The 25,933-nt window shown below is 60.2% G+C and carries 28 protein-coding genes and 2 pseudogenes; 9 read left to right on the top strand and 21 right to left on the bottom strand.

Annotated elements, in window-relative coordinates; all coding sequences use genetic code 11:
• Nucleotides 1-11: 11 nt before the first annotated feature.
• On the top strand, nucleotides 12-1,172 hold the full coding sequence (locus AC19YS_RS14955) for an aromatic ring-hydroxylating oxygenase subunit alpha (RefSeq protein WP_200624712.1): 1,161 nt from the start codon (nucleotides 12-14) through the stop codon (nucleotides 1,170-1,172).
• On the opposite strand, the gene AC19YS_RS14950 is transcribed toward AC19YS_RS14955, so the two are convergent.
• Nucleotides 1,155-2,060: a LysR substrate-binding domain-containing protein gene (locus AC19YS_RS14950; protein ID WP_119740615.1), complete on the bottom strand. Its 906-nt coding sequence runs from the start codon at nucleotides 2,058-2,060 to the stop codon at nucleotides 1,155-1,157. The two genes, AC19YS_RS14955 and AC19YS_RS14950, sit on opposite strands and share 18 nt — an antisense overlap.
• 91 nt (nucleotides 2,061-2,151) lie before the next feature.
• Here AC19YS_RS14950 and AC19YS_RS14945 point away from each other — a divergent pair, with 91 nt between their 5' ends.
• The 8 genes and pseudogenes from AC19YS_RS14945 to AC19YS_RS14910 all read left to right on the top strand — a co-directional run bounded on the left by AC19YS_RS14945 (nucleotide 2,152) and on the right by AC19YS_RS14910 (nucleotide 12,159).
• Nucleotides 2,152-3,087, top strand: coding sequence for a DMT family transporter (locus tag AC19YS_RS14945; RefSeq protein ID WP_500602163.1), 936 nt, complete (start codon nucleotides 2,152-2,154; stop codon nucleotides 3,085-3,087).
• 37 nt (nucleotides 3,088-3,124) lie between these two features.
• The gene (locus tag AC19YS_RS14940) at nucleotides 3,125-7,201 is read left to right on the top strand and encodes an SDR family oxidoreductase (RefSeq protein WP_500602161.1); all 4,077 of its coding nucleotides are present in this window, start codon (nucleotides 3,125-3,127) and stop codon (nucleotides 7,199-7,201) included.
• Nucleotides 7,126-7,608, top strand: a pseudogene (locus AC19YS_RS14935) (alcohol dehydrogenase catalytic domain-containing protein); the annotation flags it as partial. The gene AC19YS_RS14940 and the pseudogene AC19YS_RS14935, both read left to right, overlap by 76 nt.
• Nucleotides 7,609-7,635: 27 nt before the next feature.
• Complete coding sequence (locus AC19YS_RS14930) at nucleotides 7,636-8,205, top strand: zinc-binding dehydrogenase (protein ID WP_500602227.1); 570 nt, start codon at nucleotides 7,636-7,638, stop codon at nucleotides 8,203-8,205.
• 27 nt (nucleotides 8,206-8,232) lie between these two features.
• A complete protein-coding gene (gene cysC / locus AC19YS_RS14925; protein ID WP_256680509.1) occupies nucleotides 8,233-8,865 on the top strand; it encodes an adenylyl-sulfate kinase in 633 nt (210 codons plus the stop codon).
• Nucleotides 8,866-8,893: 28 nt separating this feature from the next.
• Nucleotides 8,894-10,354, top strand: a complete 1,461-nt coding sequence (locus tag AC19YS_RS14920) for an FAD/NAD(P)-binding protein (RefSeq protein ID WP_169366643.1) — start codon at nucleotides 8,894-8,896, stop codon at nucleotides 10,352-10,354.
• A 363-nt stretch (nucleotides 10,355-10,717) separates the two neighbouring features.
• Nucleotides 10,718-11,158 (top strand): annotated as a pseudogene (locus AC19YS_RS14915) (Arm DNA-binding domain-containing protein); the annotation flags it as partial.
• Between the two features lie 224 nt (nucleotides 11,159-11,382).
• Nucleotides 11,383-12,159, top strand: coding sequence for a hypothetical protein (locus AC19YS_RS14910; RefSeq protein ID WP_500602158.1), 777 nt, complete (start codon nucleotides 11,383-11,385; stop codon nucleotides 12,157-12,159).
• 52 nt (nucleotides 12,160-12,211) lie between these two features.
• Here the strand turns inward: AC19YS_RS14910 and AC19YS_RS14905 are convergent, their stop codons facing one another.
• From AC19YS_RS14905 to AC19YS_RS14810, 20 genes are read right to left on the bottom strand one after another with little or no spacing between them, the layout of a single operon-like run.
• Complete coding sequence (locus AC19YS_RS14905; RefSeq protein WP_200624707.1) at nucleotides 12,212-12,916, bottom strand: sigma-70 family RNA polymerase sigma factor; 705 nt, start codon at nucleotides 12,914-12,916, stop codon at nucleotides 12,212-12,214.
• An 18-nt stretch (nucleotides 12,917-12,934) separates the two neighbouring features.
• The gene (gene fliP, locus AC19YS_RS14900; protein WP_442793521.1) at nucleotides 12,935-13,660 is read right to left on the bottom strand and encodes a flagellar type III secretion system pore protein FliP; all 726 of its coding nucleotides are present in this window, start codon (nucleotides 13,658-13,660) and stop codon (nucleotides 12,935-12,937) included.
• Nucleotides 13,657-13,998: a hypothetical protein gene (locus AC19YS_RS14895; RefSeq protein WP_325167571.1), complete on the bottom strand. Its 342-nt coding sequence runs from the start codon at nucleotides 13,996-13,998 to the stop codon at nucleotides 13,657-13,659. Before AC19YS_RS14895 ends, fliP begins: the two co-directional genes overlap by 4 nt.
• A complete protein-coding gene (locus tag AC19YS_RS14890) occupies nucleotides 13,995-14,300 on the bottom strand; it encodes a FliM/FliN family flagellar motor switch protein (RefSeq protein ID WP_200624706.1) in 306 nt (101 codons plus the stop codon). Before AC19YS_RS14890 ends, AC19YS_RS14895 begins: the two co-directional genes overlap by 4 nt.
• 16 nt (nucleotides 14,301-14,316) lie before the next feature.
• The gene (locus tag AC19YS_RS14885) at nucleotides 14,317-15,057 is read right to left on the bottom strand and encodes a FliM/FliN family flagellar motor switch protein (RefSeq protein WP_200624705.1); all 741 of its coding nucleotides are present in this window, start codon (nucleotides 15,055-15,057) and stop codon (nucleotides 14,317-14,319) included.
• Nucleotides 15,058-15,060: 3 nt separating this feature from the next.
• Nucleotides 15,061-16,239 carry a flagellar basal-body rod protein FlgF gene (gene flgF, locus AC19YS_RS14880; protein ID WP_500602156.1) on the bottom strand — a complete coding sequence of 393 codons (1,179 nt, stop codon included), beginning with the start codon at nucleotides 16,237-16,239 and terminating at the stop codon, nucleotides 15,061-15,063.
• A complete protein-coding gene (locus tag AC19YS_RS14875) occupies nucleotides 16,239-16,661 on the bottom strand; it encodes a flagellar hook assembly protein FlgD (protein ID WP_447804738.1) in 423 nt (140 codons plus the stop codon). Before AC19YS_RS14875 ends, flgF begins: the two co-directional genes overlap by 1 nt.
• Nucleotides 16,651-17,382: a hypothetical protein gene (locus AC19YS_RS14870; RefSeq protein WP_200624702.1), complete on the bottom strand. Its 732-nt coding sequence runs from the start codon at nucleotides 17,380-17,382 to the stop codon at nucleotides 16,651-16,653. The genes AC19YS_RS14875 and AC19YS_RS14870 overlap by 11 nt, the downstream gene beginning before the upstream one ends.
• Nucleotides 17,372-17,833: a hypothetical protein gene (locus AC19YS_RS14865; RefSeq protein ID WP_200624701.1), complete on the bottom strand. Its 462-nt coding sequence runs from the start codon at nucleotides 17,831-17,833 to the stop codon at nucleotides 17,372-17,374. Before AC19YS_RS14865 ends, AC19YS_RS14870 begins: the two co-directional genes overlap by 11 nt.
• A gap of 5 nt (nucleotides 17,834-17,838) precedes the next feature.
• A complete protein-coding gene (locus tag AC19YS_RS14860) occupies nucleotides 17,839-19,185 on the bottom strand; it encodes a FliI/YscN family ATPase (protein WP_500602153.1) in 1,347 nt (448 codons plus the stop codon).
• Entirely contained in the window at nucleotides 19,169-19,876 is a 708-nt protein-coding gene (locus AC19YS_RS14855; RefSeq protein WP_500602152.1) for a FliH/SctL family protein, read from the bottom strand. Before AC19YS_RS14855 ends, AC19YS_RS14860 begins: the two co-directional genes overlap by 17 nt.
• A complete protein-coding gene (locus AC19YS_RS14850) occupies nucleotides 19,866-20,312 on the bottom strand; it encodes a hypothetical protein (protein ID WP_448198386.1) in 447 nt (148 codons plus the stop codon). Before AC19YS_RS14850 ends, AC19YS_RS14855 begins: the two co-directional genes overlap by 11 nt.
• Before the next feature lie 3 nt (nucleotides 20,313-20,315).
• Nucleotides 20,316-21,677, bottom strand: a complete 1,362-nt coding sequence (fliF, locus tag AC19YS_RS14845; protein WP_500602150.1) for a flagellar basal-body MS-ring/collar protein FliF — start codon at nucleotides 21,675-21,677, stop codon at nucleotides 20,316-20,318.
• Nucleotides 21,678-21,695: 18 nt separating this feature from the next.
• Nucleotides 21,696-22,001, bottom strand: a complete 306-nt coding sequence (gene fliE / locus AC19YS_RS14840; protein WP_200624696.1) for a flagellar hook-basal body complex protein FliE — start codon at nucleotides 21,999-22,001, stop codon at nucleotides 21,696-21,698.
• A gap of 1 nt (nucleotide 22,002) precedes the next feature.
• Entirely contained in the window at nucleotides 22,003-22,398 is a 396-nt protein-coding gene (locus AC19YS_RS14835) for a flagellar basal body rod protein FlgC (RefSeq protein WP_448198388.1), read from the bottom strand.
• Between the two features lie 2 nt (nucleotides 22,399-22,400).
• Nucleotides 22,401-22,778, bottom strand: a complete 378-nt coding sequence (locus AC19YS_RS14830; RefSeq protein WP_448198389.1) for a hypothetical protein — start codon at nucleotides 22,776-22,778, stop codon at nucleotides 22,401-22,403.
• 9 nt (nucleotides 22,779-22,787) lie between these two features.
• Entirely contained in the window at nucleotides 22,788-23,897 is a 1,110-nt protein-coding gene (locus AC19YS_RS14825; RefSeq protein WP_448198390.1) for a flagellar basal body P-ring protein FlgI, read from the bottom strand.
• On the bottom strand, nucleotides 23,894-24,463 hold the full coding sequence (locus AC19YS_RS14820; RefSeq protein ID WP_200624692.1) for a flagellar basal body L-ring protein FlgH: 570 nt from the start codon (nucleotides 24,461-24,463) through the stop codon (nucleotides 23,894-23,896). Before AC19YS_RS14820 ends, AC19YS_RS14825 begins: the two co-directional genes overlap by 4 nt.
• Nucleotides 24,450-25,148, bottom strand: a complete 699-nt coding sequence (gene flgA, locus AC19YS_RS14815) for a flagellar basal body P-ring formation chaperone FlgA (RefSeq protein ID WP_200624691.1) — start codon at nucleotides 25,146-25,148, stop codon at nucleotides 24,450-24,452. The genes AC19YS_RS14820 and flgA overlap by 14 nt, the downstream gene beginning before the upstream one ends.
• On the bottom strand, nucleotides 25,148-25,921 hold the full coding sequence (locus tag AC19YS_RS14810; protein ID WP_500602149.1) for a flagellar hook-basal body protein: 774 nt from the start codon (nucleotides 25,919-25,921) through the stop codon (nucleotides 25,148-25,150). The genes flgA and AC19YS_RS14810 overlap by 1 nt, the downstream gene beginning before the upstream one ends.
• Between the last annotated feature and the right edge of the window lie 12 nt (nucleotides 25,922-25,933).

Below are 25,933 nucleotides of genomic sequence, written 5' to 3'. Positions count from 1 at the left end.
ATGGAGGTTCCATGACCAGCGTCCCTTCCGCGTTGCACCTGGCCCGCGGGTTCGACATCGACCCTTTTGCTTCTTTTACCTTGCCTAACGAGCATTACATCGACAACCAGTTATTCGACCGGGAAATGGAAGCGGTGTTTGCACGTACCTGGCAATACGTCTGCCACACCTCCGCACTGCCCAACGCGGGTGACTACCGAGTGCGTGACCTCGGTCGGCGAAGTGCGCTGGTGGTCCGTGACAAGGACGGTACACTGCAGGCCTTTCATAATGTCTGCCAGCATCGTGCGCATCGACTGGTCGAGGGCAGCGGCCATGTGCCCGGGTTATTGACCTGCCCGTATCATGCCTGGGCCTACAACACCCGAGGACAGTTGATCAGCGCGCGTAAATCCGAGCACATCAAGGACTTCAGCACGGATCAGATTCAACTCAACCCGGTACGCCTGGAGGTGTTCTGCGGTTTCATCTTCATCAACTTCGACTGGAATGCGCAGCCCATGCAGGTCCTGCTGCCTGGGCTCGACGCATCGATCCGAACCTTCTCGCCAGCCCCGGAAAAGCTGTTTCACGCCTATTCCAAGGAATACGGCGTGCAGTCCAACTGGAAGGTCTCTGTGGAAAATTACTCGGAGTGTTACCACTGCCCGATGTGCCATCCCACGCTCTCGACGGCAACCCTCGACCTGAAGAGTTATCACCTGGCGATCCACGAGCATTATCACGCACATATCAGCAGCGATAGTGGCGTCAACCAGGGCTATACGATGAAGCAAGACTCGGCCCGATCGCGCGAATTCGGCGCCTGGTACCTGTGGCCGAACTTTTGCCTGGAGGTCTATCCAGGAGGGTACATGAATGTGTTGCATCACCTGCCGGTCAGCGTGGACAAGACACTGCAGGTGGTTGAATGGTTTTGCACGGCAGCAACTCCCTCCCGGGAAGAACAGGAGGTCATCGACTTCGTCGCCGTGATCCGTGAAGAAGATATCCCCTTGTGCGCCAGTGTGCAGCGCGGCCTGAACAGCGACGGCTACCAACAAGGTCGCTTTATAGTTGACCCGGCACTAGGGGCCAACAGCGAACATGCCGTGCACGACATTCAGAAAAAGACCCTGGCCGCACTGGGACTGCTGTACACGGACGACGAGGCGTCAGTCTGCGAACGATGAATTCAACCATTCCAGCACGTGGCGAACTGACGGGCTGAGGGTTTCATCACGCCACTTGTACACGCTCAGGGCTTCAGGGAGGTGTATCGATTCGGAAAAAGGCCGTACCAGGTCACCACTGGCGAGCATCTTTTCACTGGTCCGACGCCACCCAAGGGCAAAACCCAGGCCTTCGACACACGCCTGCATCATGACCGGATAACTGTCATAGAACTTACCCTTGAGTTCTCCGGGCCTGATGTGAAACTCCCCCAGCCAGTCGCTCCAAGTGCTCCAGTACTGAGGCGTGGCAACGTGATGCAGTAAAGGCAGATCCACCAAGGTTTGCAAGGTCAGTGGGTGATCGCCCAACGAGGCCAGGTAGCCGGGACTGCACACAGGAAACACGTCATCACTCAAGGTCAACAGCCGTGTGTGATCACCGGATGGGCGCCCCGAGGTTTGGATGGCTATATCGAATTTTTCCGCTGTTTCGGTAATCGGTTGGATGGATGCATTGAGGCGAACTTCCAGGTCAGGGTACTTCCTGTGCAAATGCGTGATATTGGGCATCAACCAGTAAAAGGCTTCGCACAATTGAACCTCCAGGACAATTTCACTGTTGTCTCGTCCTGACTTCAGGTCTTCGGCGCGTGAAGCAATGCCCAGGAACGCCGTGCGCACCGCGTCGCGAAACTCGGCGCCCGCCTCGGTCAGAAATACGGCGCGATTTCTACGCGTAAATAACGCGACGCCAAGGAATTCTTCCAGGGATCGTATCTGTTTACTGATTGCAGCCTGGGTGAGATGCAACTCATCCGAGGCTTTGGAAAAACTTTCCAGACGCGCCGCGGCTTCAAAGGGAACCAGGCTGGAAAGTGGGGGCAGTGAGCGTTTGAAGTTATCCATAATTTTCATTCCTCCTGCGTAACCATAAGTCACTTTAAATGCAATACGAGCTCAACCAGAATCCTCCAGGTCGATCACATCAGGATCCATCATGTCTGCAACCACAACCGTTACCGCCGCTGAAAACCGACAAAGCATCCTCATCGTCGTAGGTTCGGTGTTCCTGTTGTCAGTGTCAGACGCTCTTATCAAGGCCACCAGCGCCGAGACATCGATGTGGCAGCTCTACGTGATTCGCTCGATCCTGGCCATCGGCATGCTCGTCGCCTTGTTGATGTACCGCCGCGGCACAACGCAGCAACGGCCGCTTTCCCCCTTGTGGATAGGGACAAGAAGCCTGCTGCTCGCCCTGATGTGGATCGCCTTTTACAGTGCCCTGCCCTTCATCAGCCTGACCATAGCGGCATTGGCAATCTATACGACACCTTTGTTTATCGCTTTGTTCTCTGCTGTCACCTTGGACGAGCATGTCACACCGCGAAAATGGGTGGCCATTCTAGTGGGGTTCGCCGGGGTGCTGGTCACGCTCGCGCCCAGTCAGGCTGATTTCAACCTATGGACGCTGCTGCCCGTGCTTGCTGCGATTTTCTATGCCCTCGCCGCGGTCGTGACCAAGGGCAAGTGCGCCAATGAGGTGCCGATGCACCTGGCCCTGGCGCTGAACATCGTCCTGTTGTTGATGGGGGTGGTCGGCAGCATTGTCGTCGCACAGACCGGCCCTCACGTGCCGGCCAACGAGGGCCTGCGATTTCTGGTGGGCGGCTGGTCGCCAATGGCGATCAGCGACTGGGGCGTGATGGTCGTGCTGGCGATTCTAATGGTATTGGTCAGTACCGGCATCGCCCGGGCCTATCAAATCGGCGAGACCTCGATCATCGGCGCATTCGATTACACCTACCTGATCTTCGCGATTGCCTGGGGGGCGTTGCTGTTCAATGAAGTGCTCAATGGCCGGACCGCGGCCGGTCTGGCCCTTATCCTGATTTCAGGCTTCATCCTGCTGAAAAAGCCCACCGCCACGCGCTGAACGCTTCACATGCACAGGCCTTAACAAGGAGCTGTTTATGCTGACGTCATCTGATTCCCTGCCCAATGTGATTCTGTGGGCGGTTTCCCGCAGCCGCTCTACCGCTTTCGAGCGGGCCGTGATGCAGCATCCGGACGTCAGGGTGTTGCACGAAAGGCTCTCCGAGCCTTTTCTGGCCAGGCATTTTCCCGAAAAACATGCGCTGATTGAGCGCACCCGCCGGATCAATAACGGGCCGCCCGGCATTCCCGGTTACGCCGAGGCGATGGCGTTGCTCGGCGAACGTCCAGCACGACCGCACCGCTTGCAATTCTCCAAGGAAATTGCTTACTTCGTCGACTTCGACTCGATTGATAGCACGTGGCTGGTGCAATTCAGGCATGTGTTCCTGGTCCGCCAGCCGCGGGATGTGATGCGCTCGCTGTATCGCGTCAGCCAGAGCGGTGGCACCACCTATTTCGATGCGGATGAATCCGGCTTCGATGAGCTGGCTCGTATCCATGAGCGGGTGCTCGAACAGTGTGATGCCAGTCAGGTGCTCTACCTGGACAGTGATGAGGACCTGATGGGGGATACGCGAGGCACTCTGGCGCGCTTTTGTGATTTCGCCGGTATCGACTTTTCGCCTCGCCTGTTGAGTTGGGCACCGGAAAAGGTCGAACAATGGCAATTTTTCCAAGGCTGGCATGACGATGCCGAGCGCTCCTGCGGTTTCGCCCACGTCGCGCATCCCGAAATCACGTTTCCGGATGCCGTCGAATGTACGGCTCGGGACAAGCAACCCCTCTACAACTTTTTCCATCTGGCAGCCGCCTGGCAACGCGTGCCCCCCACGAAGGATCACCTTGCCTGCCTTCATGAACCGGCGGAGGCACATCTGCGCGTGCTGTTACTGGCATCGACGAGGCAGCAGCACCTGCGTGCGTTGCAATGGGCAGCGCAATTGCCTGGCGACTACGCCGTTTGGCTATGGAGCAGCCCCGCAGCCTGCCATTTCGACGCAATCATCCGCGAAATCGAGCAGTTGCAGGACCTGCCCCTAGTGACGCTGACGACCTCTGGTGACCCGGTGTCGCTTGAGTTCGTGCGCCGTCTGAGTCATCGCCAGCTGTGCCTGATCTGCCCCGACAGCCCGCAGGCACGCCACACCGAGGTCAAGCTGATCATTGTTGATCGAGATAACCCGGCGATGGATGAAGTCGGCCCACGGATTGCCCAGTACCAGCGGGCGGCAGCTCAATACAGTCGCGAGCTGCAGATCAGGACCCAGCGTCCTGACGCCCCAGCCCACACAACAACGCCGTCCTGGCACATGCAGCTGCGTCAGTTGCTGCGCGATGCCCCGGACAGCACGGTCGCAGCAAGCCCTCAACGAAGCCTGAGCGCCCGCGATCTGAATGCCCAGGCGTGCACGCTGGCTGAGCGGCTTTTGCACAGTTGCCCGCACGGCGGGTGGGTGGCTATCCGCCTGGACAAAGACCTGCGCACGCTGGTGACCATGACCGCCTGCAGCCTGCTGCGCTGGCCTTACCTGGACATCCCGCAATGGTACGGCACCGACGCGACCGCGAACGTCCTGGCGAAACTCGATCCAGTGGTCGTGGTGGGCGATACGCTTACTCTCCAATCCCTGGCAGGTCGTTATCGCACGCTGCTGCTGGACCACCTGCCGGAGCGCTGCGACGCTGTACCAGAGCTTCGGCCGCAGCCATTCGGTGATGTGGCCTATGGCTTGCTGACCTCGGGTACGACGGGTATGGCAAAGGTCGTCACAATTGGCGAACACGGTCGCCTCGATTCACTCGCCTTCTGGCGTCAGCATATCCGCCGCGGTGATCGCATCGGCCTCAATGCCTGGATGACCGGCTATGTCTACTACCCCATCTTCAGCGGCGCGGTGGCCTGCTTGATTCCGGACGCCATGGTGCTGGATCCCCACGCCCTCACAAGTTTTATCCAGGACAGTCGTCTCTCTCAATTGATGATCACCCCTAGTCTGGTGGCAGGCCTGCTGCAAAACGAACAGGCATTCCAGCAGGCGTTTGCGAACGTGCATACCCTGTGGCTGAGCGGCGAGCCGCTACCTGACGCAATTCGCGAACAGCTCAGGCATTGCCTGCCCGACTGCCAGGTGCTCGATCTGTATGGCTCAAACGAAGCCGGGGACGTTGCCCTGGTCGGCCCGGAAGGCCGCCTGCACTTCACCCCCGGCACCGAAGCCTTCGTGCTGGACTCGACACTACAGTGCGTTCGCCTGGGCAGCCCTGGCGAACTCTACGTGTACACCCAGGGACTCACGCCGGGTTATCTGAAGGACGATACGGCCGACCAGTCGGCCTTCGTATCCAACCCGCTGGCGCCGACACGGTCGGACCTGGCCCCGCAGCTGCTGCGCACCGGTGATAGGGTGCGACTCAGCGAAAGCGGAAATATCCACCTGCTGGGCCGCAGCAGCACGCATCTAAAATTGCGCGGGTTCAAGGTATTCAGCACCGATGTGGAACGCATCCTGGTTGCTCATCCCGAAGTACACATGGCCTTAGTCACCACGCGCGGCCGCGGGCTGGACCTGCAACTGGTAGCCTTTGTCGCTCCAGCGGATGCCGAGCACCCACCCCATGCCAACACGCTGCGGCAATGGGCGAGTCAGCACTTGCCGGCCTTCAGCGTTCCGGTGGCCTATTTCCTGACCCCATCGATCCCGGCCGGCGCCAGTCAGAAGCGCCTGAGTGCGAACATACTGCTGCAACTGCCTCTGGTTCCTCTGCCGGATGACGAACCGCCACTCACGCCCCTGCAATCTCGGGTCGCAGCCTTATGGGGCGATTGCCTGAACCTTCAGGGTGTGACTCTGGGCCCCGACAGTGACTTCCTCGACATGGGCGGCAGCCTGTTGCTGTTGGAATTGATAAACCTGATCAACCGGACTTTCCGTTTCGAGCTATCCGTTGCCGATGTCACCCGCGACGCTACCCTGGCGGGCATTACGCAGCTGATCGCGCTTGAACTTCAAGGCGAGCCCGTCCTGGAGGTCCCCTTCTCTGTCGAAACCGAAACCGAGCGTTACCTGTCCAGGCTGCAAGCGCCTGTTTCGCATGTGCCTCCACGCGAGGCACGGCGGACAATACTGGTTACAGGGGCCACGGGGTACCTGGGACGGATGATCGTGCGTCAGCTGCAACAGGCCGCGGGGGTGGAACGCATTCTGTGCCTGGTGCGGGCCGAAGACACGGCCCACGCACAGCAACGGGTTGCGGATCTTGGACCAGTGGAGGCTGTGGTTGCGAACCTGAGCCAGCCCGGGCTAGGCCTGTCGCCCGAGGATTACCGTCGCTTGTCTTCGGAGGTCGACTGCATCATTCATTGCGGTGCCGAGGTCAACTGGCTCAAGCGTTATGAACGCCTGGCCGAGACTAACGTAGGCGGAGTCCTGGAAGTGCTGCGTCTGGCTGCCATGGGCGGTGCTGGCGTTGTCATCGCCTCGACCTTGCCTGAAAAGGTCCCGACCACCGGCTACAACCGTGCCAAGCTGGTTGCCGAAAGCGTGGCGACAAGGTTCCGTGAGCAGACCGGCATAGATCTGGACATCCTGAGATGCGGGGACATCAGCGCCCCCATCCGGGCCAATGCCTGCGACCGCATCAACCCCGACGACTATGTCGGACTGATGATTCGTAGCTGTCTTGCCCTCAAGGCCTGGCCGGCGGAAAGCGACTGGTCGCTGAATCTCACGCCGGTGGATCATGTCGCACGGATCTTCGTGCACTGTGCCCTCGGCGAATCGACGACCCACTCGACGTCAATCCACCACCTTTACAACCCAGAGAGCACCCGCTGGGAACAGATCTGCAGTTGGGTCCAGACACTCTTGGGGACGGACCGGTTCACCGCACTCCCCCTCGCACAATGGCGCGTCAGACTCGAAGCCCAGGCACCCGGCAACGCAGTGCTGCAACGCACGTTGCTGATCCTTCCAATGATCATCGAAGACTTCAAACACTTCAGTCATCCGGCCCCGTTGCAAATCGCGCAGCTGAAATGCCCGGTGATCGATGCCGAATGGACGCAGCAGTACCTCACGGCACTCAACCTGCACACAGGAGAGACCCCATGACACAGACTACCACCGGATGGGCGGCCCATAGCCCAGGCTCGCCATTGGAGCCCTTTACGTACCCCCGCCCGGATCCGGGCCCCAATGAAGTCGAGATCCGGGTCACCCATTGCGGCGCCTGCACGAGCGACCTGCATTTGATCGAAGGAAACTGGGGAGAAGCCTCTCAATACCCGCAGGTGTGTGGTCATGAGGTGGTCGGAAAAGTAGTCCGCAGCGGGGCCTCGGTAACGGGGCTCGTCCCGGGGCAACGGGTTGGTGTCGGCTGGTACAAGGGGGCATGCCTCGCATGCGAGTGGTGCCTAAAGGGTGAAGAGCAGCATTGCCCAAAGGTGGTGCCTACCTGCAGCGATGGGCACCGAGGAGGTTTCGCGGACTTTTTGACCTGCGACGCACGGTTCGTATTCCCCATCCCCGATGCCATGCCCTCGGCCATGGCGGCACCATTGTTTTGCGCGGGACAGACGGTGTTCACCGCACTGCTGCGTGGCACTCGTCCGGACATGCAGGTCGGCGTGCTGGGCATCGGGGGGCTGGGTCACCTGGCCATTCAGTTCGCCGCCAAGTTCGGGTGCACCGTGACCGCGCTGTCTAGCTCCGAAGACAAGAAATCCCAAGCCATGGAATTGGGCGCTAGCCACTTCTACACCCTGGATCCGGACACGCTGAAAGCCCAGGCAAACACCTTGGACTTCCTGTTGGTGACGGCTTCCAACGATCAGGACTGGGAGAGCGCCATCGCCTTGCTGCGCCCGCGCGGCACCCTGTGCTTTGCAGGCATGCCCAACCCCGTCACCCTAGATATCGCGGCGATGACCTACAAAACTCTGACGGTCTCCACCGCCAACGTTGGCGGGCGCCACGACATGCTGCAGATGCTGGCGTTTGCCAGCGTGCACCGTGTCTGGCCCCTGGTCGAAACATTCCCGGCGACAGGAATCAACCAGGCCCTGGATGCACTGCGCAACAACCAAGTGCGTTATCGCGCCGTCGTCGAGTTCTGACCCACACAAGCTCCACGGAGATACCTCATGCCTTCTTCGCTGGCACTACCGCCAACCGTCCCGGTGCATTCGGACCTGGTCTCCCACCCCTTCGAGATCGGGCGTCAGGAGCATTCCGATTTGAAGGGCCACCGTTCGCTCCTGTTGTGGTTCACCGGCATGTCCGGCGCAGGCAAGTCGTGCATCGCAAACCGGGTCCAGGCCAACCTGCACGAGCGTCAACTGCATACGTGCCTGTTAGACGGTGACCGGCTTCGTCAGGGCCTGACCGCCGACCTGGGCTTTGCCGATGAAGATCGCAAGGAAAACATCAGGCGCACCGCTGAGGTGGGCAGACTGATGGTGGATGGGGGCGTGATCACCTTGGTGTGCCTGATCTCACCGTTCGAACAAGAGCGTCGCATGGCCAGAGCGCTCTTCGCCCCCGACGATTTCATCGAAATATTCATTGATGCGCCGCTGGCAGTCCTGGAGCGACGCGACCCCAAAGGGTTGTATGCCAAGGCGCGTAAGGGCCTGATCAAGAATTTCACCGGTATCGACTCCCCCTATGAACGGCCTCTATCCCCCGACATCTTGATCGATAGCGCAACGACCTCTGTCGAGCAGGCCGCGCACACCATCGAAGCATTCCTGCACAACCGTCGGTTCTGGAATTGACCGTTACGTTCATCACGGGGCAACCATTATGAAGACGCTGGTTATCGTTGGTGCTGGCTTCAGCGGTGTGGCCACTGCGGCACAGATTCTGCGCAGCGCAGGTACCAAACTGCGCATAATATTGGTCAATCGCACGCGGGCCATGGCGCGAGGGCTGGCCTACGGCACCAACAGCCCTCTCCACCTATTGAACGCCAACGTTGGAAAAATGAGTGCGCTGGATGATGATTCCGAAGACTTTTTGAGGTTCTGCAAAAGCCGGCATCTCAACGTCGAGTCTACCTCGTACGTCAGTCGCAGCCTGTATGGCAACTACTTGAACGATGTCCTCGACCGCGCTGAACGATTAAATCCTGGCGTGCAGTTGTCACGGATTGTCGCGGAGGTCATACAGGTGCAACCCTGCGGCGACGGCGCCCGGCTCAAGCTGTCGGATGGGTGTACCCTCGAGGCGGATCATGTGGTCCTCGCCTTTGGCAACTTCCCTCCCGCCGACTGCTGCAACTTGAACAAGACCCTACGTCCGCAGACCTACGCGCATGATCCCTGGAATCCTCCCCTATGTCTGGCGTCCGATCCAGACACCGCGGTGCTGTTGATCGGCTCCGGCTTGACAGCGGTCGACATGGCGCTGCAGCTGGTTCAAAAAGGCCATAGCGGCCCAATCCATTTACTCTCTCGGCGCGGGCTCTTGCCCCTGGGCCACTCACCGGAGGCCATTGCCCCCCTTAGCGCCCCTGTGCACCTGGGACGAGGCTCACCTCGACAGCTGATGGCGACACTGCGCAAGCGGGTCAAGGAACACCAGCGCAGAGGAGGCGATTGGCGAGCCGTGGTCGACAGCTTGCGTCCGTGGGTACAAAAACTCTGGTGCGCGATGGATACCCCGCAGCAGCGACAATTTCTACGACATGTCCAACCTTGGTGGGACGTCCACCGTCATCGTTTGGCACCCGCCACTTTCGAACATTTTCAACGTCTTCTGGAAAGTGGACAACTGGCCGTTCATGCCGGCAGGTTGAGCAATGTGGCGCTGCTGGGCAAAAGCTTGATTGTGGACTTTAAACGGCGCAGCGGTCAGGCAACTGAATCGCTCAAGGTCAGCAGCATCATCAATTGCACCGGCCCCAACCTTGACATCCGGCGAGTCGATACCCCCTTGGTCAACAACTTGCTGGAGCAAGGGCTTCTTAGCGCCGCCCCGTGTGGCTTCGGGATACTTGTGGACGAGCAATTGCGCGTGTTGGATCAGCTGCATCAACCGATACCTTGGCTTAGCTATGTGGGGCCCATGCTCAAGGCGCAGTATTGGGAAGCCACCGCCGTCCCTGAGCTTCGGCGCTTTTCGTTCAAATTAGCCACGCGCATGGCCACCCTGCTGACAGATTTACCGGTTAGCAGTGGGCAAGATTCCCGGTTGCGCGTGACGCCTCAAGGTGGACCCGGCGTTGCCACTGACCTAAAAAGCACTCCGCATGCTGGAGGGTGAACGTAGCCCTGTCGGCAACTGCCGTAGAGGCAGTCCGGCTACCGGCCATCCCCGCGCGAAAGTACATTGAAGACCACCCCGTACGGCCTCGATATCGTCAGCGCGTCATTCGTGAACGCTCATATACGCCACACGAATTGGGGCAAAACCGGGGGCATATCTGAAATTTTGCTGCTTGAAAGCAGTGCTCTAGAGCCAAGTCAAAATGTTTTTTGGCGACCCCGATAGCTTGTAACTGAATTCCACAACGGTCCAAAAAACTTTTATTAACAGTTGGTTACCACGAGCTTTAGTCCACTGCCATCCGTCTAAATCCAATGGATTCCAGGGTGCTTGGGGGGAAAATTTTGGTTTTAAAAAATTATGCCCCCACCGATCGCAACCGCTAGTGCTGCTGTTTTCGGACGAAAACTCAGCGATGCTTTCATCCGCACCTTGGCCGAACCCGGTAAGCACGCCGACGGCGAAGTCCCTGGCCTCTACTTGGAGGTAAGGGCGTCGAGCAAGGCCGGCAAATCCCCTTCAAAGGTTTGGCGATTGAAGTACCGGCTGCATGGCAAGGAAAATCGATTTTCCATCGGCGCTTACCCCCACATTGGTCTCAAGGAGGCGCGCGACATTGCCCGCGGTGCACGCCGCGACGTGGCTAACCACACCGCTCCGCTCAAGGCCAAGACCGCCAAGATCGAGGCGCAGTTGCTCAATGAAGAGCGCACCTTCGCGTACGTAGCCGAGCAATGGTTGGCATTTAAGTCTGCCGAATTGGTGACCAAATCCATCTCGGGCTTTATCGGAGCGCTGAACATCAAACCTGAATCTCCAGCAGCCCCTCGAAAAAAGAGTGACGACAAACCACGAACACTGTATATACATACAGTCACTACTTGTCATGGCCGCTGAAGTCGCATTCGATCCGAATCAAATGAAGCGACGTTACGCTGTAGTGAAGTGGCTGTATGACGGCAGTCATATGCCTAGGGTTATTTCGACCCGCACTCAAGCACGAATTTTACTTAAGGATGAGTATTATGAACGATGATTTGAAGCACTCAGGATCTACCACAACTTCGCAACCCACCACCTCACTGGAGCAGGTCAAAACAGGACGGGTCCTGGATTTCTCTTGGTTACCCAACCTCAACACCACGAGCACCGTCGTCTCGGCAGATTTTGTCGATTACAAGGTCGATACGTCGCTGGCCAATCCGACAGGTGACAGCCACTCAATTGCACGGTTTACCTATGCACAGGGCAAAGGTGGAGGTCAGATCAGTGCGCTGTTTCTGGAAGAGATGCGTGCAGGTGTACGCGACAACACCCAGATCGGGCTGATGATCGGACGCAAATGGGTACTGGATCCTGGCTCTGAAGTCTCCGGTAGCGTCGGTACCTTCGTGGTGGAGCAATTCGATGACATGCGCACCAGTGTCAACTATGTCGCCGCTTTCGCCCGTGTCTTCGCCGACCCCAGGATGGTCACTTACCACGCCGGCGGTCATGTGCACACCAATGTGTCGATCACGGCCAGCAGGCCCTTGACCATGGCGGATTCAGGTAAGTCGATTCTCGTCATCAGCAACACTGACGTCACACTTACGCTGGGTGACGATGTGGTTGAGGGTTTCAAGGTCACTCTGATCCAGGCAGCCGCCGGCAGGATCAACATCGCAACATCGAGCAGCCATACGATCTACAGCAACGCTGGAGGCCGTACGCGCACGCTTAACCCGCTGGATGAGCTGGAAGTCAGCACCTTCCCGGCCGGTCCGGTGTTCCTGTCCTTCCGGGTCAGACCTACCGCCTGACGATGTACAGCGCGCTGGCCAGGGAGGCTCTCAAGGCCAGCGCCATTTATGCCTACCACCGGACACCGCTCATGAAATGCTCATGATTTTGCCGCACACGTTTCAGCGCTTGAGCATGCAACTGTGAAATCCTTCCTTTTGAAAGGCCCATCAGCTCACTGATCTCCGTGAAGCTCAAGTGTTGATAGTAATGAGCAACGATTACCCGCTGTTCGTTGGGCGGCAGCTGTTTCACGCATTCATTCAGGTGGTCATGGTTTTGCTCCGCCTCATACACATTCAAAGGGTTACTGGCCTCAGGCTCATGATCAATGATGCCTGACTCCAAGAACAGTCCAAACGCCAATCCTATCGCTACGTTGGCAACGCGCTCCAGATCGCTCGCGTCTTCGTCCTCACTACCAGACAGGCTCACAAGACGGTCCTGGTACATTTTTCGGCTATCACGTACGTAACACGCCAGGCCTTTGAGTACGCTGCCTTTCACATAGGGTTCGGCATAGGCCTGAAAGCGGGTCTTCAATATCGGGTTAAATCGGTCGATGGCTTGCAGCAAGCCGATAGACGCCAGATTAACGTAGTCGTGCCATTCGGCGAGCGGGTGGGGATATCGCACGTAAAGCAAGCGCGTAATCATGCGCAACCACTGCCCGTAAAAGAAAAACAGATGGCTGCGGGCATCGCTGGATTTTTCGCTCAGCCAAGCCTGCCAGAGCGAAAGTTCATCGGTTTTGTCAGCATCTTTTTCCGGTTCCATGGAGTGGGTCGACTCTGGCTAACCCAAACCACGCATCAACGTCTGGGCGATCAATCCCCAACCATCGATGAGCAGGAACAACATGATTTTCAGCGGCAGTGAAATGGTGATAGGCGGCACCATGATCATGCCAAGGGACATCAGGATGGACGCCACCACCAAGTCAATGATCAGAAAAGGCAGAAAAATCATGAAGCCAATCTGAAAGGCCACCTTCAGCTCGCTGAGCATGAAGGCCGGCACCAGTTTGACTGGAGACAGGCCATCCGGGCTTGTGGGCAGCGGCGCCTTGGCCAGCTCGTAGACCAGCCGCAGATCCGATTCTTGGGTCTGGCGCACCATAAAATCACGAATCGGCACCCAGCCCTGCTGCGCGGCGCCCTCCAACCCCAGCTTGCTGGCCAGAAACGGACGCACACCCACGTCGTAGGTTTTTTCCAGGGTCGGCGCCATGGCAAACAAAGTCAGAAACATCGACAGCACGATCAACACAATGTTGGGTGGTGTTTGCTGCAGGCCAAGCGCCTGGCGCGTCAGTGACAGCACCACGATATTTCGCGTGAAGGTCGTGAGGGCAATCACCATAAAGGGCACAAACGAGAGTGCCGTCAGCAGTACCACAATACTGGTCGGCGACTGGATCTGATTGATGTGCAGGCTGCCCCACTCAGAAAAGTCATCGACAGCCAGCGCCTTCAGAGGCAATAACCCCAGAAGCACGAGCGCCAGGCCGCGGCCCTTCACGATTGAACATCCGCAGCGGGTGCAGAGGCCGATTGGCCAAGCACGGTCACTGTTGCCCCGTTGGAGGACTCCGTGACCAATACCTGGGCGCCCTCGGCGCTCAGCAGGTAGACCTTGGTTTTGCTCGACAGCCGCAACGCGCGGGTGCAGTTCAATGGCGCGCAGGCAACACTGGCATTGCCTGGGGCCTGGCGCTTGGAGTACCAACGCATGACCACGTACACGATGGCCAATAACAACGCCGTGACCAACAGCACCTTGATCATGAGCACAAACGACAGCGGGTCGTCCTGGCGCAGCGGCAGCCCTAAAGGCTGGCTAGTGATTGGCGTGGTCACAGTATGTGCGTCAACTGAATGCCAAAATTATCGTCGACCGCCACCAGATTGCCGCGCGCCACGGCCTTGCCATCCAGGCACAACGACGCGGGTTCATGTACTTGCTGCAACAGCTTGACGATATCGCCACTTTTGAGCGCAAACAGTTCGTCGACACTCATCGACGCATTGCCCAGTTCAACCACCAGTTCCACCACCACGTGCTTGATCAGGTTCATATCCCGCTTGATCAGCGTTGGCATGCCTTCATTGGCGACGCTTTTTGCCTCTTCCAACTCGATTGAATCGACTGTCACTGTCATGCGTAAACTCCTTGGGCTATTGGCCGGAAATCAGTTGTACGGCGAGATGGTCCTGCTGCCGGGCCAGATACCCCGACGCCACTACCCTCTGGCCCACCCGCAATTGCAGGGCTTGGGAAAGCAGGGCCTGGGCGCGCAAGGTGTCTCCCGGCTGCAGGTCGTTCATCTCACCAATAGACAGGCAGGCCAGCGGTAACTGCAGCGAAAGCCTGACCTTGGCATTGCCCAACGCTTGCTCACGGGCAAACAGCGGCGGTTTCACCTCGTGCGGCCCCAGCGCGCTGTTCAACAACGCAGCGTCCAGCACCACATAAGCCCAAAACGACTCGACACGCACACGCACTACTATGTCGCTGCTGAGCGGTTTGCCCAGCGCATGTGCAGCGGTCGCGACCAACCCTGTGGAGGGCACGTGGCCGATGGACGCCAATACGCCGTTGACCAGCGCTTGCCGGGCTTCGTGCAGCAAATAATTCGCGGTCTCGCCCGCGGGCAACTCCTGGGCGAACGCACCAAACACCAACGACACCCAGTTGCCTGCCACATACACCCCTGCGCCTGCGGCATCGGCCTTGAACCACTCCAAGCCTTGTGCACGCGCCGGGTCATCTGCCTCGACAAGCGCCAGGCATTCGACCACCCAGGGTTTTGCCACTGGGTTCAAGCACCATTGCTCGCGCCATGCCTGCACCGCCGCTGGCAGTTTTTGCGCCGCCTCGTGCCAGCGACGCTTACCCACAACCCCCAACGCTCTCATCGATTAACCACCCCGAGTGCCGTTGTAGAGTTGCTCCAGCATCTCGTTGGAGACCGTCATGACCCGGGAACTGGCCTGATAACCGCGCTGGATAATGAGGATGTCACCGAACTCCTGCGCCAGGTCGACGTTGGACAACTCAAGGTAACCGCCCTGGATGCGTCCGAACTGCGCCTGCCCTGCCCGGCCAAACTCGGCACGCAGGGTGGACGGCGTTTTGTACTGCGAGTTGGCGCCTGCAATCAGCGCGGTCTCGTCGGCAAAATCGGCCAGGGCCAACTGGTCGCCGCTGCGCTTCTCACCGTTGGCATAGGTAAATTGCACCACGCCTTTTTCATCGAAGGCGTAACTGCTCAACCCCGCAATCGCACTGCCGTCGACCACCCGCGCGCCCAGGGTATGGCTCGGACCGCTGGCCACCTGTGAGGCCAGGTTGAAACTGCCGGGCGTACCAAAATCCAGCTGAATACTCTGGGCCGCGCCGTTGGCCGTGAGGGTGAAGTTGAGTGTATTGGAGCCTGCCACAGGGCTGCCGTCGGGGCCGAAGGCAATGGTGCCGCTTTGCAGCAACGCACCACTGGCCTCGGATACGCTGACTTTCCAACTATTGGGCGGTGTGGCTTGCGGCTCGAACTTGACGCTCAGGGTGTGGCTGGCACCCGTCGCATCAAACACCTGGATCGAATTGATCTGGTGTGTGGAGTCCGTAGGGCCGCTGCGCGCCAAGGCGCCGACCATTTCGATGCGCGTCGTCGCCTGGGGCGGCAAGGTGCGCTGGCCCTTGATGTTGATATCGCGCAGGTTGCCCGCCGAGTCGATGCCGGCCACTTTCAGCTGGGTCACGGTGTCTACCAGATAGCCGTCCTGGTCCACCTGGAACTGCCCGGCGCGGGTGTAGGACAGTTCACCGTGCGCGTCGCGCAGCACGAAGTAACCTGCACCGTTGACGGCCACGTTGGTGTTGTTGCCGGTCTGGCGGTTTTCGCCGGGTTTGATCCGCACCTCGGTACCGGCGATACCGGCGCCGAAACTCTGCCCGTTCTGGCCGTTGACGCTGCGGTAAAACGTGTCGCTACCGCGGTACCCAGGGGTGTTCATGTTGGAGACGTTATTGGAAACGTTGTCCAACCCCTTGGAAAAGGAAAACAGGCCACTCATTCCGTTATAGAAAGCTTGCAGCATCACGCCCCCTGCCTGACCAGTTTGATTTGCGATAGACGCACGTCCGTCAACACGGAGCCGTCGGCTTTTTTGATCGAGAGCACCGGTCCCGTCGAGGAAAACGCAATCGCCGATACCGCGCCGATGACGCTGCCGCCGGTGGTCATGTTGATTTCCACCTGACGCCCCAGCAGCCCAAGCGACTGTGACGTGGCGCTCATGGACACCAGGTTGTTGGTGTTTTCATTGGTGACGCGGGTTTGCTCAAGGTTGGCGAACTGCGCCATCTGCGCCAGAAATTCCCGGTTGTTGATCGGCTCCAGAGGGTCCTGGAAGGTCAACTCGGTGAGGAACAGCTTGATGAAGTCCTCCTGCCCCAGGCGGCTCTGCGCCAACTCCGAGGTGGTGGTACTCAGTTCATTGCCAATCGCTTCAATGGCCATGGGCGTCGCCTGTTGAATGCCGCGAGAGAGATGGGGCCTGCCACACGGGCCGGCCATTGATCCAGATGCTTTGCGGGCACAGCGCCTGGCGCGTCAGGTCTTGCACCAGGGCCTGCTGTTCCTCCTGGCCCAGGTGGTAGTCGCGGATGATCACCTCGATGCCTTTACCGCGTGGCAGCACATGCAGATGCCGCTCGGGCCACTTGCGCATCAGGTAGGCCGACACCTGCGCACTACCAGGAAGCTCAGGGTTGCCCTCAGCCAACTCATCACTGGCAACCCGCAAGGCGGTACGTTCAGGGGCATTGTTGCCATCAACTGAGGGCAGCGGCGTTTGGATCTGCATGCGACCTGCGGTTTGATACAGCGCGGGGGCGTTGCCCGCCACAGGTGTCCAGCGTTCAGCGAGTGTCGTCGCCGCAAAAGCTGACGGCACATACGACAAATGGTTTCCGGCGTGAAGCCCCAGACCATAGAGCGACAGCACGCCGCGCTCAGGCGCCTCCACACTCGTCTGCAGCAGGCGCTGGGTGCCAAGCAGGTCCGCCGTGCGAGCCGAAGACTCATCGGTGGTGAGCAACGCTTGCTCCGCCCTGGCCGCCTGCGGCTCAACTCCCGCCCTTTGCGCGAACGTCTGCCCCTTGGGAGGATTGTCACGCGGCACTGGCGCCTGCGCATCCGGCGGCGCAACCCACAGCGACACTCCCACGTTAAGCCCCATGCCCCGCTCCCTGCGCCTGCTGCGCATCAAAGATGTCGATGAATTCCTGAGCCCTCAGGGACTGCTGCACGTCGCGCAGCACCGCGTTGAAGGCCTTTTCAGTCACCTGCACTTCCAGCGTGCGGCGCCCTAACAGCGCTCGGCATGCGCGCTCCTCTTGCTGCACTGCGTCCAAGGCCTGCACCCGCGCCTGCAAAGAGGTAAAACTGTGTGACTGGGCCAGCAGGCGCTGCTCGTATTGCGCCGGATCCAACACCGCACCTGGGCGGCCTTGTTGTGCAAACGCCGATTGCAGTTGCCCATAGCGCTGCTGTTCTGCTTCCAACAGACGTTCGGCCGCACCCACTTCGCGTAAACAGGCGGCGTGACTTAATGCAACTTTTTCGCGCTGCAACGCCCGCAAGCGCGTCGCGGCGGCCAGTTGCCGCAGCTTGCGCTGTTCATCCTGCATGCTGTTCACCCTGCATAGGCGGTTCCGGTGGTCAGTTGCTGCGCCAAACGCCCCACGGTGTTCCAGGCGTCTGCCATGGGTACGGACTCGCTCGAGCGCTGTTGGAGCAGCTCATCGAACTGCGGCTTCATCCTGATCATGGTGTCCAGCACGGGGCTGGAGCCCTTTTCATAGGCGCCCAACTCAATCAGGTCCGCACTGTTCTGGTACGCCCCCAGCCCCGCACGCAGCGACTCGACCTGGGCTTTTTGCGTGTCGGTGCGCAAGGCATTGGCGAGGCGGCTGACGCTGTGCAGCACATCGATTGCCGGCCAATGCTCGCGAGCGGCGATGCTGCGACTCAAGACAATATGCCCGTCGAGAATTGCGCGCATATTGTCGGCCACTGGCTCATTCATATCGTCACCTTCCACCAGCACGGTATAGACGCCGGTAATCGAACCTTGGCCATTTAGCCCACCGGCGCGCTCCATCAACGGCGGCAGCAGCGCGAATACCGAGGGCGTGTAGCCGCGACTGCCCATCGGTTCGCCGGTGGCCAAACCAATTTCACGCTGCGCCAGGGCAAAACGGGTGATCGAATCCATGATCAACAATACGTGCTGGCCCTGGGCGCGGAACCACTCGGCGATGGTGGTCGCCGTGTAGGCCGCCTGACGTCGCAGCACGGCAGGTTGTTCAGCGGCGGCGGCAATCACCACCGCCCTTTTCAACCCCTCGGAGCCAAGGCTCTCGCGAATGAAATCACCCACTTCACGGCCACGCTCACCAATCAGGGCGATGACAATCACCTCAGCGTCGGCGTACTGGCTCATCATCCCCAGCAAGGTGCTTTTACCCACGCCACTCCCCGCAAAAATGCCCACGCGTTGCCCACGCCCCAGTGGCATAAACACATCGACTGCCTTGACGCCGGTGGCCAACACCTGGCTAATCGGCGAGCGGTGCAACGGGTTGATCGGCGTGACAAAACGCGGCATCAGCACCAGGCCCACCGGCGCGGGTTTATCGTCCAAAGGCCGGCACGTGGCGTCCAGTACGCGCCCCAGCAGGCCCTGCCCGACCGGCACCCGATAAGCCTCGCCACGCGCGACCACTTCACTCGCCAGGCACAGCCCGTCCACCGGCCCATAGGGCATGAGCAACACACATTCACGGCGTAAGCCAACCACTTCAGCTACCAGCGCAGCGCCCCCGGCAACCGGCACAATGTCCACCAGCTCGCCCAGTTTCACTTCCAACCCGGTCGCTTGCAGCACCAGGCCCTGGATTGAAATCAAGCGCCCCACACGCCGACACAGCGTGGCCCGCGCCAGCTGCGCCAGTTGTTGCTGCTCATACGCCTGCCACATGGTCGTCACCTCCGGTGTCGGCGGCCAATAGCGCTTTAAGGGCTGCCAGCTGGGTGTCCAGACTCGCGTCCAGTTGGCCTATGCCGTGGTCGATCAGGCAACTGCCCGGCGTGGCTACCGGGTCGGGTTGAAACAGCGCCAGCGGATCAGCCGGCATGCGCGCCGTTAGCGTGGCGTAGTCGGCAGCCGCCACGCGAATGCGCAGCGGCGTCTGCAATTGGTACGCTTCAATCGCTTGCCCGGCCATGTCCGCCACCAGCGAGCGGCTGGGCGCATGCTGGCCCAACAAACGCACGACGACCGCCAATGCCAGCCGGCCAATCACCGGGGTCATCGAGGCCGTCATTTGCACGCGTTGCTGCTCCAGTTGGCTGGCCAGTTCCACCAGTTGCGCTCGTTGTGACGCCAAGGCCTCGCGCAACGCCGCTTCTTGTTTGAGCCAGGCCTGCTGCTGCTGTGCCAGTTCCGCCGCGGCCTGCTTGGCGAATGCCTCGCGCGCTTGAGCCAAGCCTTGCGCATGGGCTTGCTGATGCAGCTCGGCCAGTTCCTGCGCAAAGGTAACGCGCAGAACGTCCAGTGCTGGTGCCGGTGGCGTGGGAGCCACGCTGCTACCCACCGGCAGACGCCGCCCACCGTTGCCCTGCTCCGGCTGGCGCAGCACAGTGGTTTGCCCGGGCGCCTTAGTGCTCATCCGTGCCTCCCGAGCGCTCCAGATAACCACGCAAGCTGGTGACCAGAGCCGGCGGCAAGGTGTACTTGGCAAACGCCGCGTCCCAGCGCCTGATGGATGCACTATTGGCCAAGGTGCTCAACGCATCGCGCCGCTGCGCAGGCGTTTCCAATTGCAAAGCCAGGCCAGCCCAAAACGGGTGGTCGGCCTGGAGCAAGCGCGCATGCACACCCTGGCTGTGGGCACTGGCCTGGGCTTGGGGCTGGGCGGCCAGTTCGTTGATCAAGCCAGCCAACACCGAGGGCTCGCTGGCCAGCCCCAACTCGTGGATTTCCCCCAACAGTGCGTCGATTTTTCGGCGTTCGTCAGCCGCCAGATTGGCCAGGATCCATTGACGATCATCAGCGTGCAGGCAGGCCAGGCGCACCGCCGCCTTGCGCAGTGGGGAAATGTCCATGGTTCAGCGCCCCTCCACCAGCCAGCGACGCAAGTCGCCGAGCAATTGTTCACGCTCCATCGAAGACAGCCGTGGCAGGCTATTGGTTGTGCGAGCCTCGCGCTTGCGAGTGCCCATCCACAGCAGCAACAACAGGATCGACAGCGCCGCGGCCAGGGCAGCAATACCCCAGCGCATCCAGGGGATTGAAGGCTCTGGCGCGACCTGCTGATCGGCAGAGACCACTGCCGGGATGGCGGTTGCAGCGGCAGTGACTTTCGTCGCCGACGTCACCGCCATGGGTGGTATATAGGCAATTACCAACCGATCACCGCGCGCCATATCCAGCCCCAGGGCCGCCTCCAGTAAGTTCTGGATTTCCTTGAGCTGGGCATTGGCCGCTGGCGTATTGAGCACGATGCCGACGGTAATTCGCTCGATCTTGCCGGCGGCATGTTCGGTTTCGGCGCGCTCTTTACCCACCTCGTAGTCCACCTCACGGTTGTTTTGCGAGCGTTTGGAATTGCTCTCACCCGTCGAGTTGTCGGTGGACGCCGTGGTCTTTTCACGGCGGATGGAGCGCTTGTCCGCCAGCGGCTGTTCGCTGATGGACTTGACCCGGTCAAAATTCATCTGCACCCGCACCGACACGTCAGCGCCATTGCTGCCTAATGGGCGTAACAGCAGTTGTTCGGCTTTTTGCTTGAGCGCCTGCTCGACCTGCGCCGTCAGTTGCTGATGCTCGGGCGCCGCCGCTGCGCCGTCTGAACTGCTCAACACCAGGCCGTCTTCATTGAGCACGGCAACGCGCTCCACGGCCATGCCCTCCACCGCCGAGGCCACCACTTGTTGAATGCCGCGCACGCGCTGGGGGTTCAAGGCGCCTTGCGCCCGTGGGCGCACAATCACCGAGGCCTTGGGCGGCTCTTCGGCTTGCTGGTACAGGCTGGTTTTCTTGAAAGTCAGATGCACACGGGCGTATTCGACCTCCAACATGCTCATGATCGAGCGCGCCAGCTCGCCTTCCATCGCCCGTTGGTAGTTGATCTTCTGGCTGAACTCCGACATGCCATAGTCGGCCTTGTCGAACAGCTCGAACCCGCTGCTGCTGCGGCTCGGTATGCCCGCCTGCGCAAGGTACATGCGCGCGGTGGCGGCTTCTTCGGCGGCCACCTCGATCACGCCGGCCTTGGCGTTGATGTGATAGGGCACCTGGCGCTGGCTCAGAATCGCCAGGATCTCGGCCTGGGAGGCTTCGCTGGCGTCCTTGTAGAGCGCCACATAGCTGGGCCGCAACACCCACCAGGCAGACACGGCCAACAGCGCGATGATCACCACCACGCCAGCGAGAAATACGCTGGAACGACCACTGAAAAGCTTCGACACGGGTTTGTCTTCCATGGGTTAAATCTGCAACCGCGCCAATTCCTGGTAGGCATCCACCAGACGATTACGCACCTCGACCGCCAATTGCAGTGACAACTTTGCCTGCTCCATGGCCATCACCAAGTCATGGGGCGCCACGTTTTCACCCACGGCATAGGAAGACAGCAAGGCGGTGGCCTGGTCGGTCTGCTCGTTGAGTTGCACGGCGCCGGATTTCAATTGGCCAAGAAAGTCAGTGCCCGTCACGTTATTTGTCTCAAAGGCCAGCGCATTTGCCGACGACAACGGTGAGTTCAGCCCGATAGGTGTAATCGCTGTGGTCATGTCACTTCCCGATTTCGAAGGCTTTGAGCGTCATGGCGCGCAAGCTGTTGTAGGAACGGATATTCGCCTCGTAGGCGCGGGTTGCCGAAACCAGGGTGGCCATTTCTCGGGCGGCTTCGATATTGGGGTAATGGACCATGCCGTTCTGATCGGCCATCGGGTGCCCAGGATCGTGTACCACACGGGTTTCGTTGCCCTGATAAGCCTGCACCCGTGGCGCATGCAACCCCACCTGACTGGCGAAACTGCCAGGCGGGGCGACGCGCAGCAGCGGTGAGTCCTGGCCTGGGCTGAGTGCCACATTGGCAATCGCCAGGTTGTAGCTGGCAACCTCGACCCGTGTGCGCTCGTAGGCCATGCTGCCGCGAATCACCTCACTGATAGTGTCCAAAGGCATGCTCAACGGCCTCCCTTGATCGCCAATTGCATCAAGCCGAACTGGCGCGAAACGCCATCGGCCAACGCCTGGTAGCGACCGCTGGCAGCGGACAACTCGGCTACCCCTGCGTCAGGTGACAGCGGCGTAATCGGTGTGTAGTGCTGCAGATAAGGCGCCAGCTCACTGTCTTGCATGGCGCGCAGCGACTGCGCGAACAATTGCGCGTCACCCTGGGCACCGCGCAAGGCTGCCAGCGGCTCATGGCTGTTGACGCGCATGGCCTGGCCACCGGGCACGCTGGCCATGGCAATATTGTGCGCTGCGACCTTGGCCCGCAGATGCTCCAGGCTCATGGCAAAACGTACGGTCTCAACCGCCAGACTCATATCCGCAGACATCAACGCTCCTTATTGAACAATCAGCTCGGCATGCAAGGCGCCGGCTTGTTTGATGGCTTGCAACACGGTGATCACTTCACGGGTACTCAAGCGCACCTGATTGAGTGCCTGTACCAGATCGCCCACGGTCGCGCCCTCTGCCAGCTTGACCGGGCCATGCTGCTCCTCGTTCACATTCAGTTCGGTATCCGGCACCACCACCGTGCCCACGCTCGGGCCGGTGCGCCCAATCCAGGACGGCTGGGACACCTGGTACTTGGTGCTGATCACCACACTGAGCGAGCCTTGGGAAATGCTCACCTCACCCAACCGCACATGCGCGCCCGCCACCACCGTGCCGGTGCGCTCGTTAACTACCACGCGGGCGGCATAATCCGGCGCTACGGAGACGTTTTCGATGCGCGAGATCAGCCGTGGCAAGCCTGCCGCGTTGATCAAGGGCACTTCAACTTTTGCTGCATGCACCACCCGCACACCGGGCAAGCCCAGCTCACGGGTCAAGGCATCGGCAATGCGCTGCGCCGTGGTGTAGTCCGGCTCATTTAGCACCAACACCAAGTTGCGTGCGGCGGCATCATTTTCGGTAAAGGCCGAGCGCTCGACACTGGCGCCGCGCGGAATGCGGCCCACGGTTGGATGGTTTTTCTGCACTGAGTTCTGGTTGGCTTCGAACACATACCCACCCACCGACATCGGGCCTTGGGCCAAGGCGTAGAGTTTTTCATCGGGGCCATACAGCGGTGTCATCAGCAAGGTGCCGCCCAACAGGCTGCGTGCATCGCCCAGGGACGAAACCTCGACGTCCACCTTGTCACCCGTCTCGCTGAACGAGCGCAAGTTGCCGGTGACCATCACCGCCGCCGTGTTGCGGGCATTGAGGTCGGTGTCCGCCACGTTCACGTTGAAGTTTTTCAGGGTATTGACCAGCGACTGGCGCGTGGCCCGGTTGCGGTCGGTGTCCCCGGTGCCAGCCAGGCCCACCACCAGCCCGTAGCCGATCATGGCGTAGTCACGCACGCCCTGGATGCGTGTCAGCTCCTTGATGCGTACATCGGCCCATGCCCCTGGCAGCCAGAGGCTGAGCAACAGGCCGACTAATCCCACCGTCAACCGCTTCATAGGATGCGCAGCCATTTGAGGGTTCGGAACACGATATTTTGCTTTTGCGCATCGGTGATAACCCCATCGCCCACGATGTCGATTTGCGCATCGGCCAGGCGGTAGGACAGCACGGTGTTGTTGTAGGCAATATCATCGGGGCGCACCAAACCGCTGATACGCACCTGCTGCTTCTCATCATTGACGGTCACCAGTTGCTCACCGCTGACGCGCAGCAAGCCTTCAGGCAACTGGTCAATGATGCGCACCGACACATTGGTGCGGATCTGCCCGCTGCGGTTGGTCTGGCCTTTGCCGCTGGTATCACCTTGCAGGCCGAGGCGGCCTTGATGGCTGTCGCGGTCCCAGCCCAGGCGCGCGGAAATATCAGTGCTGCTGTCGGCACCGGTGCCGGCAGCGCTTTGCGCGGTGGTGGACTCCACCACCAGGATCGTCAAGGTATCGCCCACGTGGTAGCCACGCCGATCACCGGTGAGCGAGCGGTAGCCATCGGGGTTGATCAGGCTTTGCGCACTGGCGCACAGGGGCAGCAATGCAACCAGCCACAGCGCCTTAACGTTGTACATGCACTTCCCCTTTACCGGCCACCACCGCCAACAGGCTCGACTGCGCGCCGTTGACCAATACCGGCACCTGTTCGCCCATTACGCCGGGGCGCATCGCCTTGCCTTCGGTACGTAGCATCAAGCCTGGGCCAAAGACCACCACCGTCACGGTGGCATCACGCAGCACCAGCGGTTCGGCTTTCAAGTGCCGGGTAAGGACCGGCATGCCCGCGTTGACCCTTTGCCCTAACCACGCACCCTCCAGGTGACTGGCCAAATCGTCCGGCGAGACTTGCGCGGCGGCCAGGTCCAGGCGCTCACGGCGTGGCTGGGTATCGCCCAGCGCCTGGTCTGTGCGCCCATTGCGGCCATACACCCACACCTCGCCCCAGGCTTGAACCTTGAACCATACCGTGACCTGGCTGGCGTGTGCCTGCCCACACAACGTGCCTTTAAGCTCAACCGCCACGCGGCTGCGCAATTGGGTCGACAACAGTCGCACCTGGGGTGAGGCCATGGCCGGCAGTTCACCGATGGGCGTTAGCTGGATATCCAATTGATCGTTGGCCAAGGCCGGGCGCACGCGCTCGGCAATGGTGCGGGCCAACTGGCTGGGCGTTGGCGCTGCGGCACACTCAAGCGCACTCGCCTGGGCGCAACAAACGCCGCTGACAAGCAGGCCGACACAAGCGCTCTTGATATTCATCAGCGGCGCAGGTTATTGATGGTTTCAAGGATCTGATCGCCAGCTTGCAGCAAGCGCGCGTTCATTTGGTAGGCGCGCTGGGCCAGTACCAGGTTGCTCATCTCATCGATCAGGTTGACGTTGGACATCTCGACATACCCCTGCAACAGCACGCCCTGGCCATCCCGGCCGGGTTCGGCATAGATCGCTTCACCGCTGTCCTGGGACGGCCGGTACAGGCCATCACTGAGTTTTTTCAGGCCCTCGGCGCTGGCAAACTTGGCTAGTTGCACCTGGCCGACCGTGATGACTTCGCCGGTCTCGACGATCTTGGCCTGCACTGAGCCATCCTGTTTGATCACCAGATTGCGCGCATCCGGCGGCACGCGAAGATCGGCGGTCAGCACTTGGCCCGTGCTCATCGCCAACTGGCCGTCGGTATTTAAATGAAAGCGCCCGGCGCGGCTATAGGCCAACTCGCCGGTGGGCAACTCAACCTCAAAAAAGCCATCGCCCTGGATGGCCAGGTCCAGCTCATTGCCGGTCTCACGCACCGTGCCTGGGCTGAACACCTGAGTCGGCTCGGACGCCTGGATGCCCGCACCGGAAAGCAGCCTTTCGGTCATGCCGCCGCCATCATCGCGCGTGCCGACTTCACGCACTTGGTCGTGAAAATTGACCTGGCTGCGCTTGTAGCCGATGGTCTGCATATTGGCCACGTTATTGGAAATGCTGTCGATCCAGGCCTGGTTCGCGGATAAGCCGGAACTGGCAATACTCAATGCATCAATCACACCCGCACTCCC

Source organism: Pseudomonas sp. MF08831 (assembly GCF_059862645.1).
The sequence above is the reverse complement of the archived record's forward strand: the minus strand, read 5'-3'. Positions and strand labels throughout refer to the sequence as shown.

Coding starts and splice junctions, on each gene's coding strand:
- AC19YS_RS14955 (WP_200624712.1), top strand. CDS start 12: ATGACCAGCGTCCCTTCCGCGTTGCACCTGGCCCGCGGGTTCGACATC.
- AC19YS_RS14950 (WP_119740615.1), bottom strand. CDS start 2,060: ATGGATAACTTCAAACGCTCACTGCCCCCACTTTCCAGCCTGGTTCCC.
- AC19YS_RS14945 (WP_500602163.1), top strand. CDS start 2,152: ATGTCTGCAACCACAACCGTTACCGCCGCTGAAAACCGACAAAGCATC.
- AC19YS_RS14940 (WP_500602161.1), top strand. CDS start 3,125: ATGCTGACGTCATCTGATTCCCTGCCCAATGTGATTCTGTGGGCGGTT.
- AC19YS_RS14930 (WP_500602227.1), top strand. CDS start 7,636: ATGGCGGCACCATTGTTTTGCGCGGGACAGACGGTGTTCACCGCACTG.
- cysC (WP_256680509.1), top strand. CDS start 8,233: ATGCCTTCTTCGCTGGCACTACCGCCAACCGTCCCGGTGCATTCGGAC.
- AC19YS_RS14920 (WP_169366643.1), top strand. CDS start 8,894: ATGAAGACGCTGGTTATCGTTGGTGCTGGCTTCAGCGGTGTGGCCACT.
- AC19YS_RS14910 (WP_500602158.1), top strand. CDS start 11,383: ATGAACGATGATTTGAAGCACTCAGGATCTACCACAACTTCGCAACCC.
- AC19YS_RS14905 (WP_200624707.1), bottom strand. CDS start 12,916: ATGGAACCGGAAAAAGATGCTGACAAAACCGATGAACTTTCGCTCTGG.
- AC19YS_RS14890 (WP_200624706.1), bottom strand. CDS start 14,300: ATGACAGTGACAGTCGATTCAATCGAGTTGGAAGAGGCAAAAAGCGTC.
- AC19YS_RS14885 (WP_200624705.1), bottom strand. CDS start 15,057: ATGAGAGCGTTGGGGGTTGTGGGTAAGCGTCGCTGGCACGAGGCGGCG.
- flgF (WP_500602156.1), bottom strand. CDS start 16,239: ATGCTGCAAGCTTTCTATAACGGAATGAGTGGCCTGTTTTCCTTTTCC.
- AC19YS_RS14875 (WP_447804738.1), bottom strand. CDS start 16,661: ATGGCCATTGAAGCGATTGGCAATGAACTGAGTACCACCACCTCGGAG.
- AC19YS_RS14870 (WP_200624702.1), bottom strand. CDS start 17,382: ATGGGGCTTAACGTGGGAGTGTCGCTGTGGGTTGCGCCGCCGGATGCG.
- AC19YS_RS14865 (WP_200624701.1), bottom strand. CDS start 17,833: ATGCAGGATGAACAGCGCAAGCTGCGGCAACTGGCCGCCGCGACGCGC.
- AC19YS_RS14860 (WP_500602153.1), bottom strand. CDS start 19,185: ATGTGGCAGGCGTATGAGCAGCAACAACTGGCGCAGCTGGCGCGGGCC.
- AC19YS_RS14855 (WP_500602152.1), bottom strand. CDS start 19,876: ATGAGCACTAAGGCGCCCGGGCAAACCACTGTGCTGCGCCAGCCGGAG.
- AC19YS_RS14850 (WP_448198386.1), bottom strand. CDS start 20,312: ATGGACATTTCCCCACTGCGCAAGGCGGCGGTGCGCCTGGCCTGCCTG.
- fliE (WP_200624696.1), bottom strand. CDS start 22,001: ATGACCACAGCGATTACACCTATCGGGCTGAACTCACCGTTGTCGTCG.
- AC19YS_RS14835 (WP_448198388.1), bottom strand. CDS start 22,398: ATGCCTTTGGACACTATCAGTGAGGTGATTCGCGGCAGCATGGCCTAC.
- AC19YS_RS14830 (WP_448198389.1), bottom strand. CDS start 22,778: ATGTCTGCGGATATGAGTCTGGCGGTTGAGACCGTACGTTTTGCCATG.
- AC19YS_RS14825 (WP_448198390.1), bottom strand. CDS start 23,897: ATGAAGCGGTTGACGGTGGGATTAGTCGGCCTGTTGCTCAGCCTCTGG.
- AC19YS_RS14820 (WP_200624692.1), bottom strand. CDS start 24,463: ATGTACAACGTTAAGGCGCTGTGGCTGGTTGCATTGCTGCCCCTGTGC.
- flgA (WP_200624691.1), bottom strand. CDS start 25,148: ATGAATATCAAGAGCGCTTGTGTCGGCCTGCTTGTCAGCGGCGTTTGT.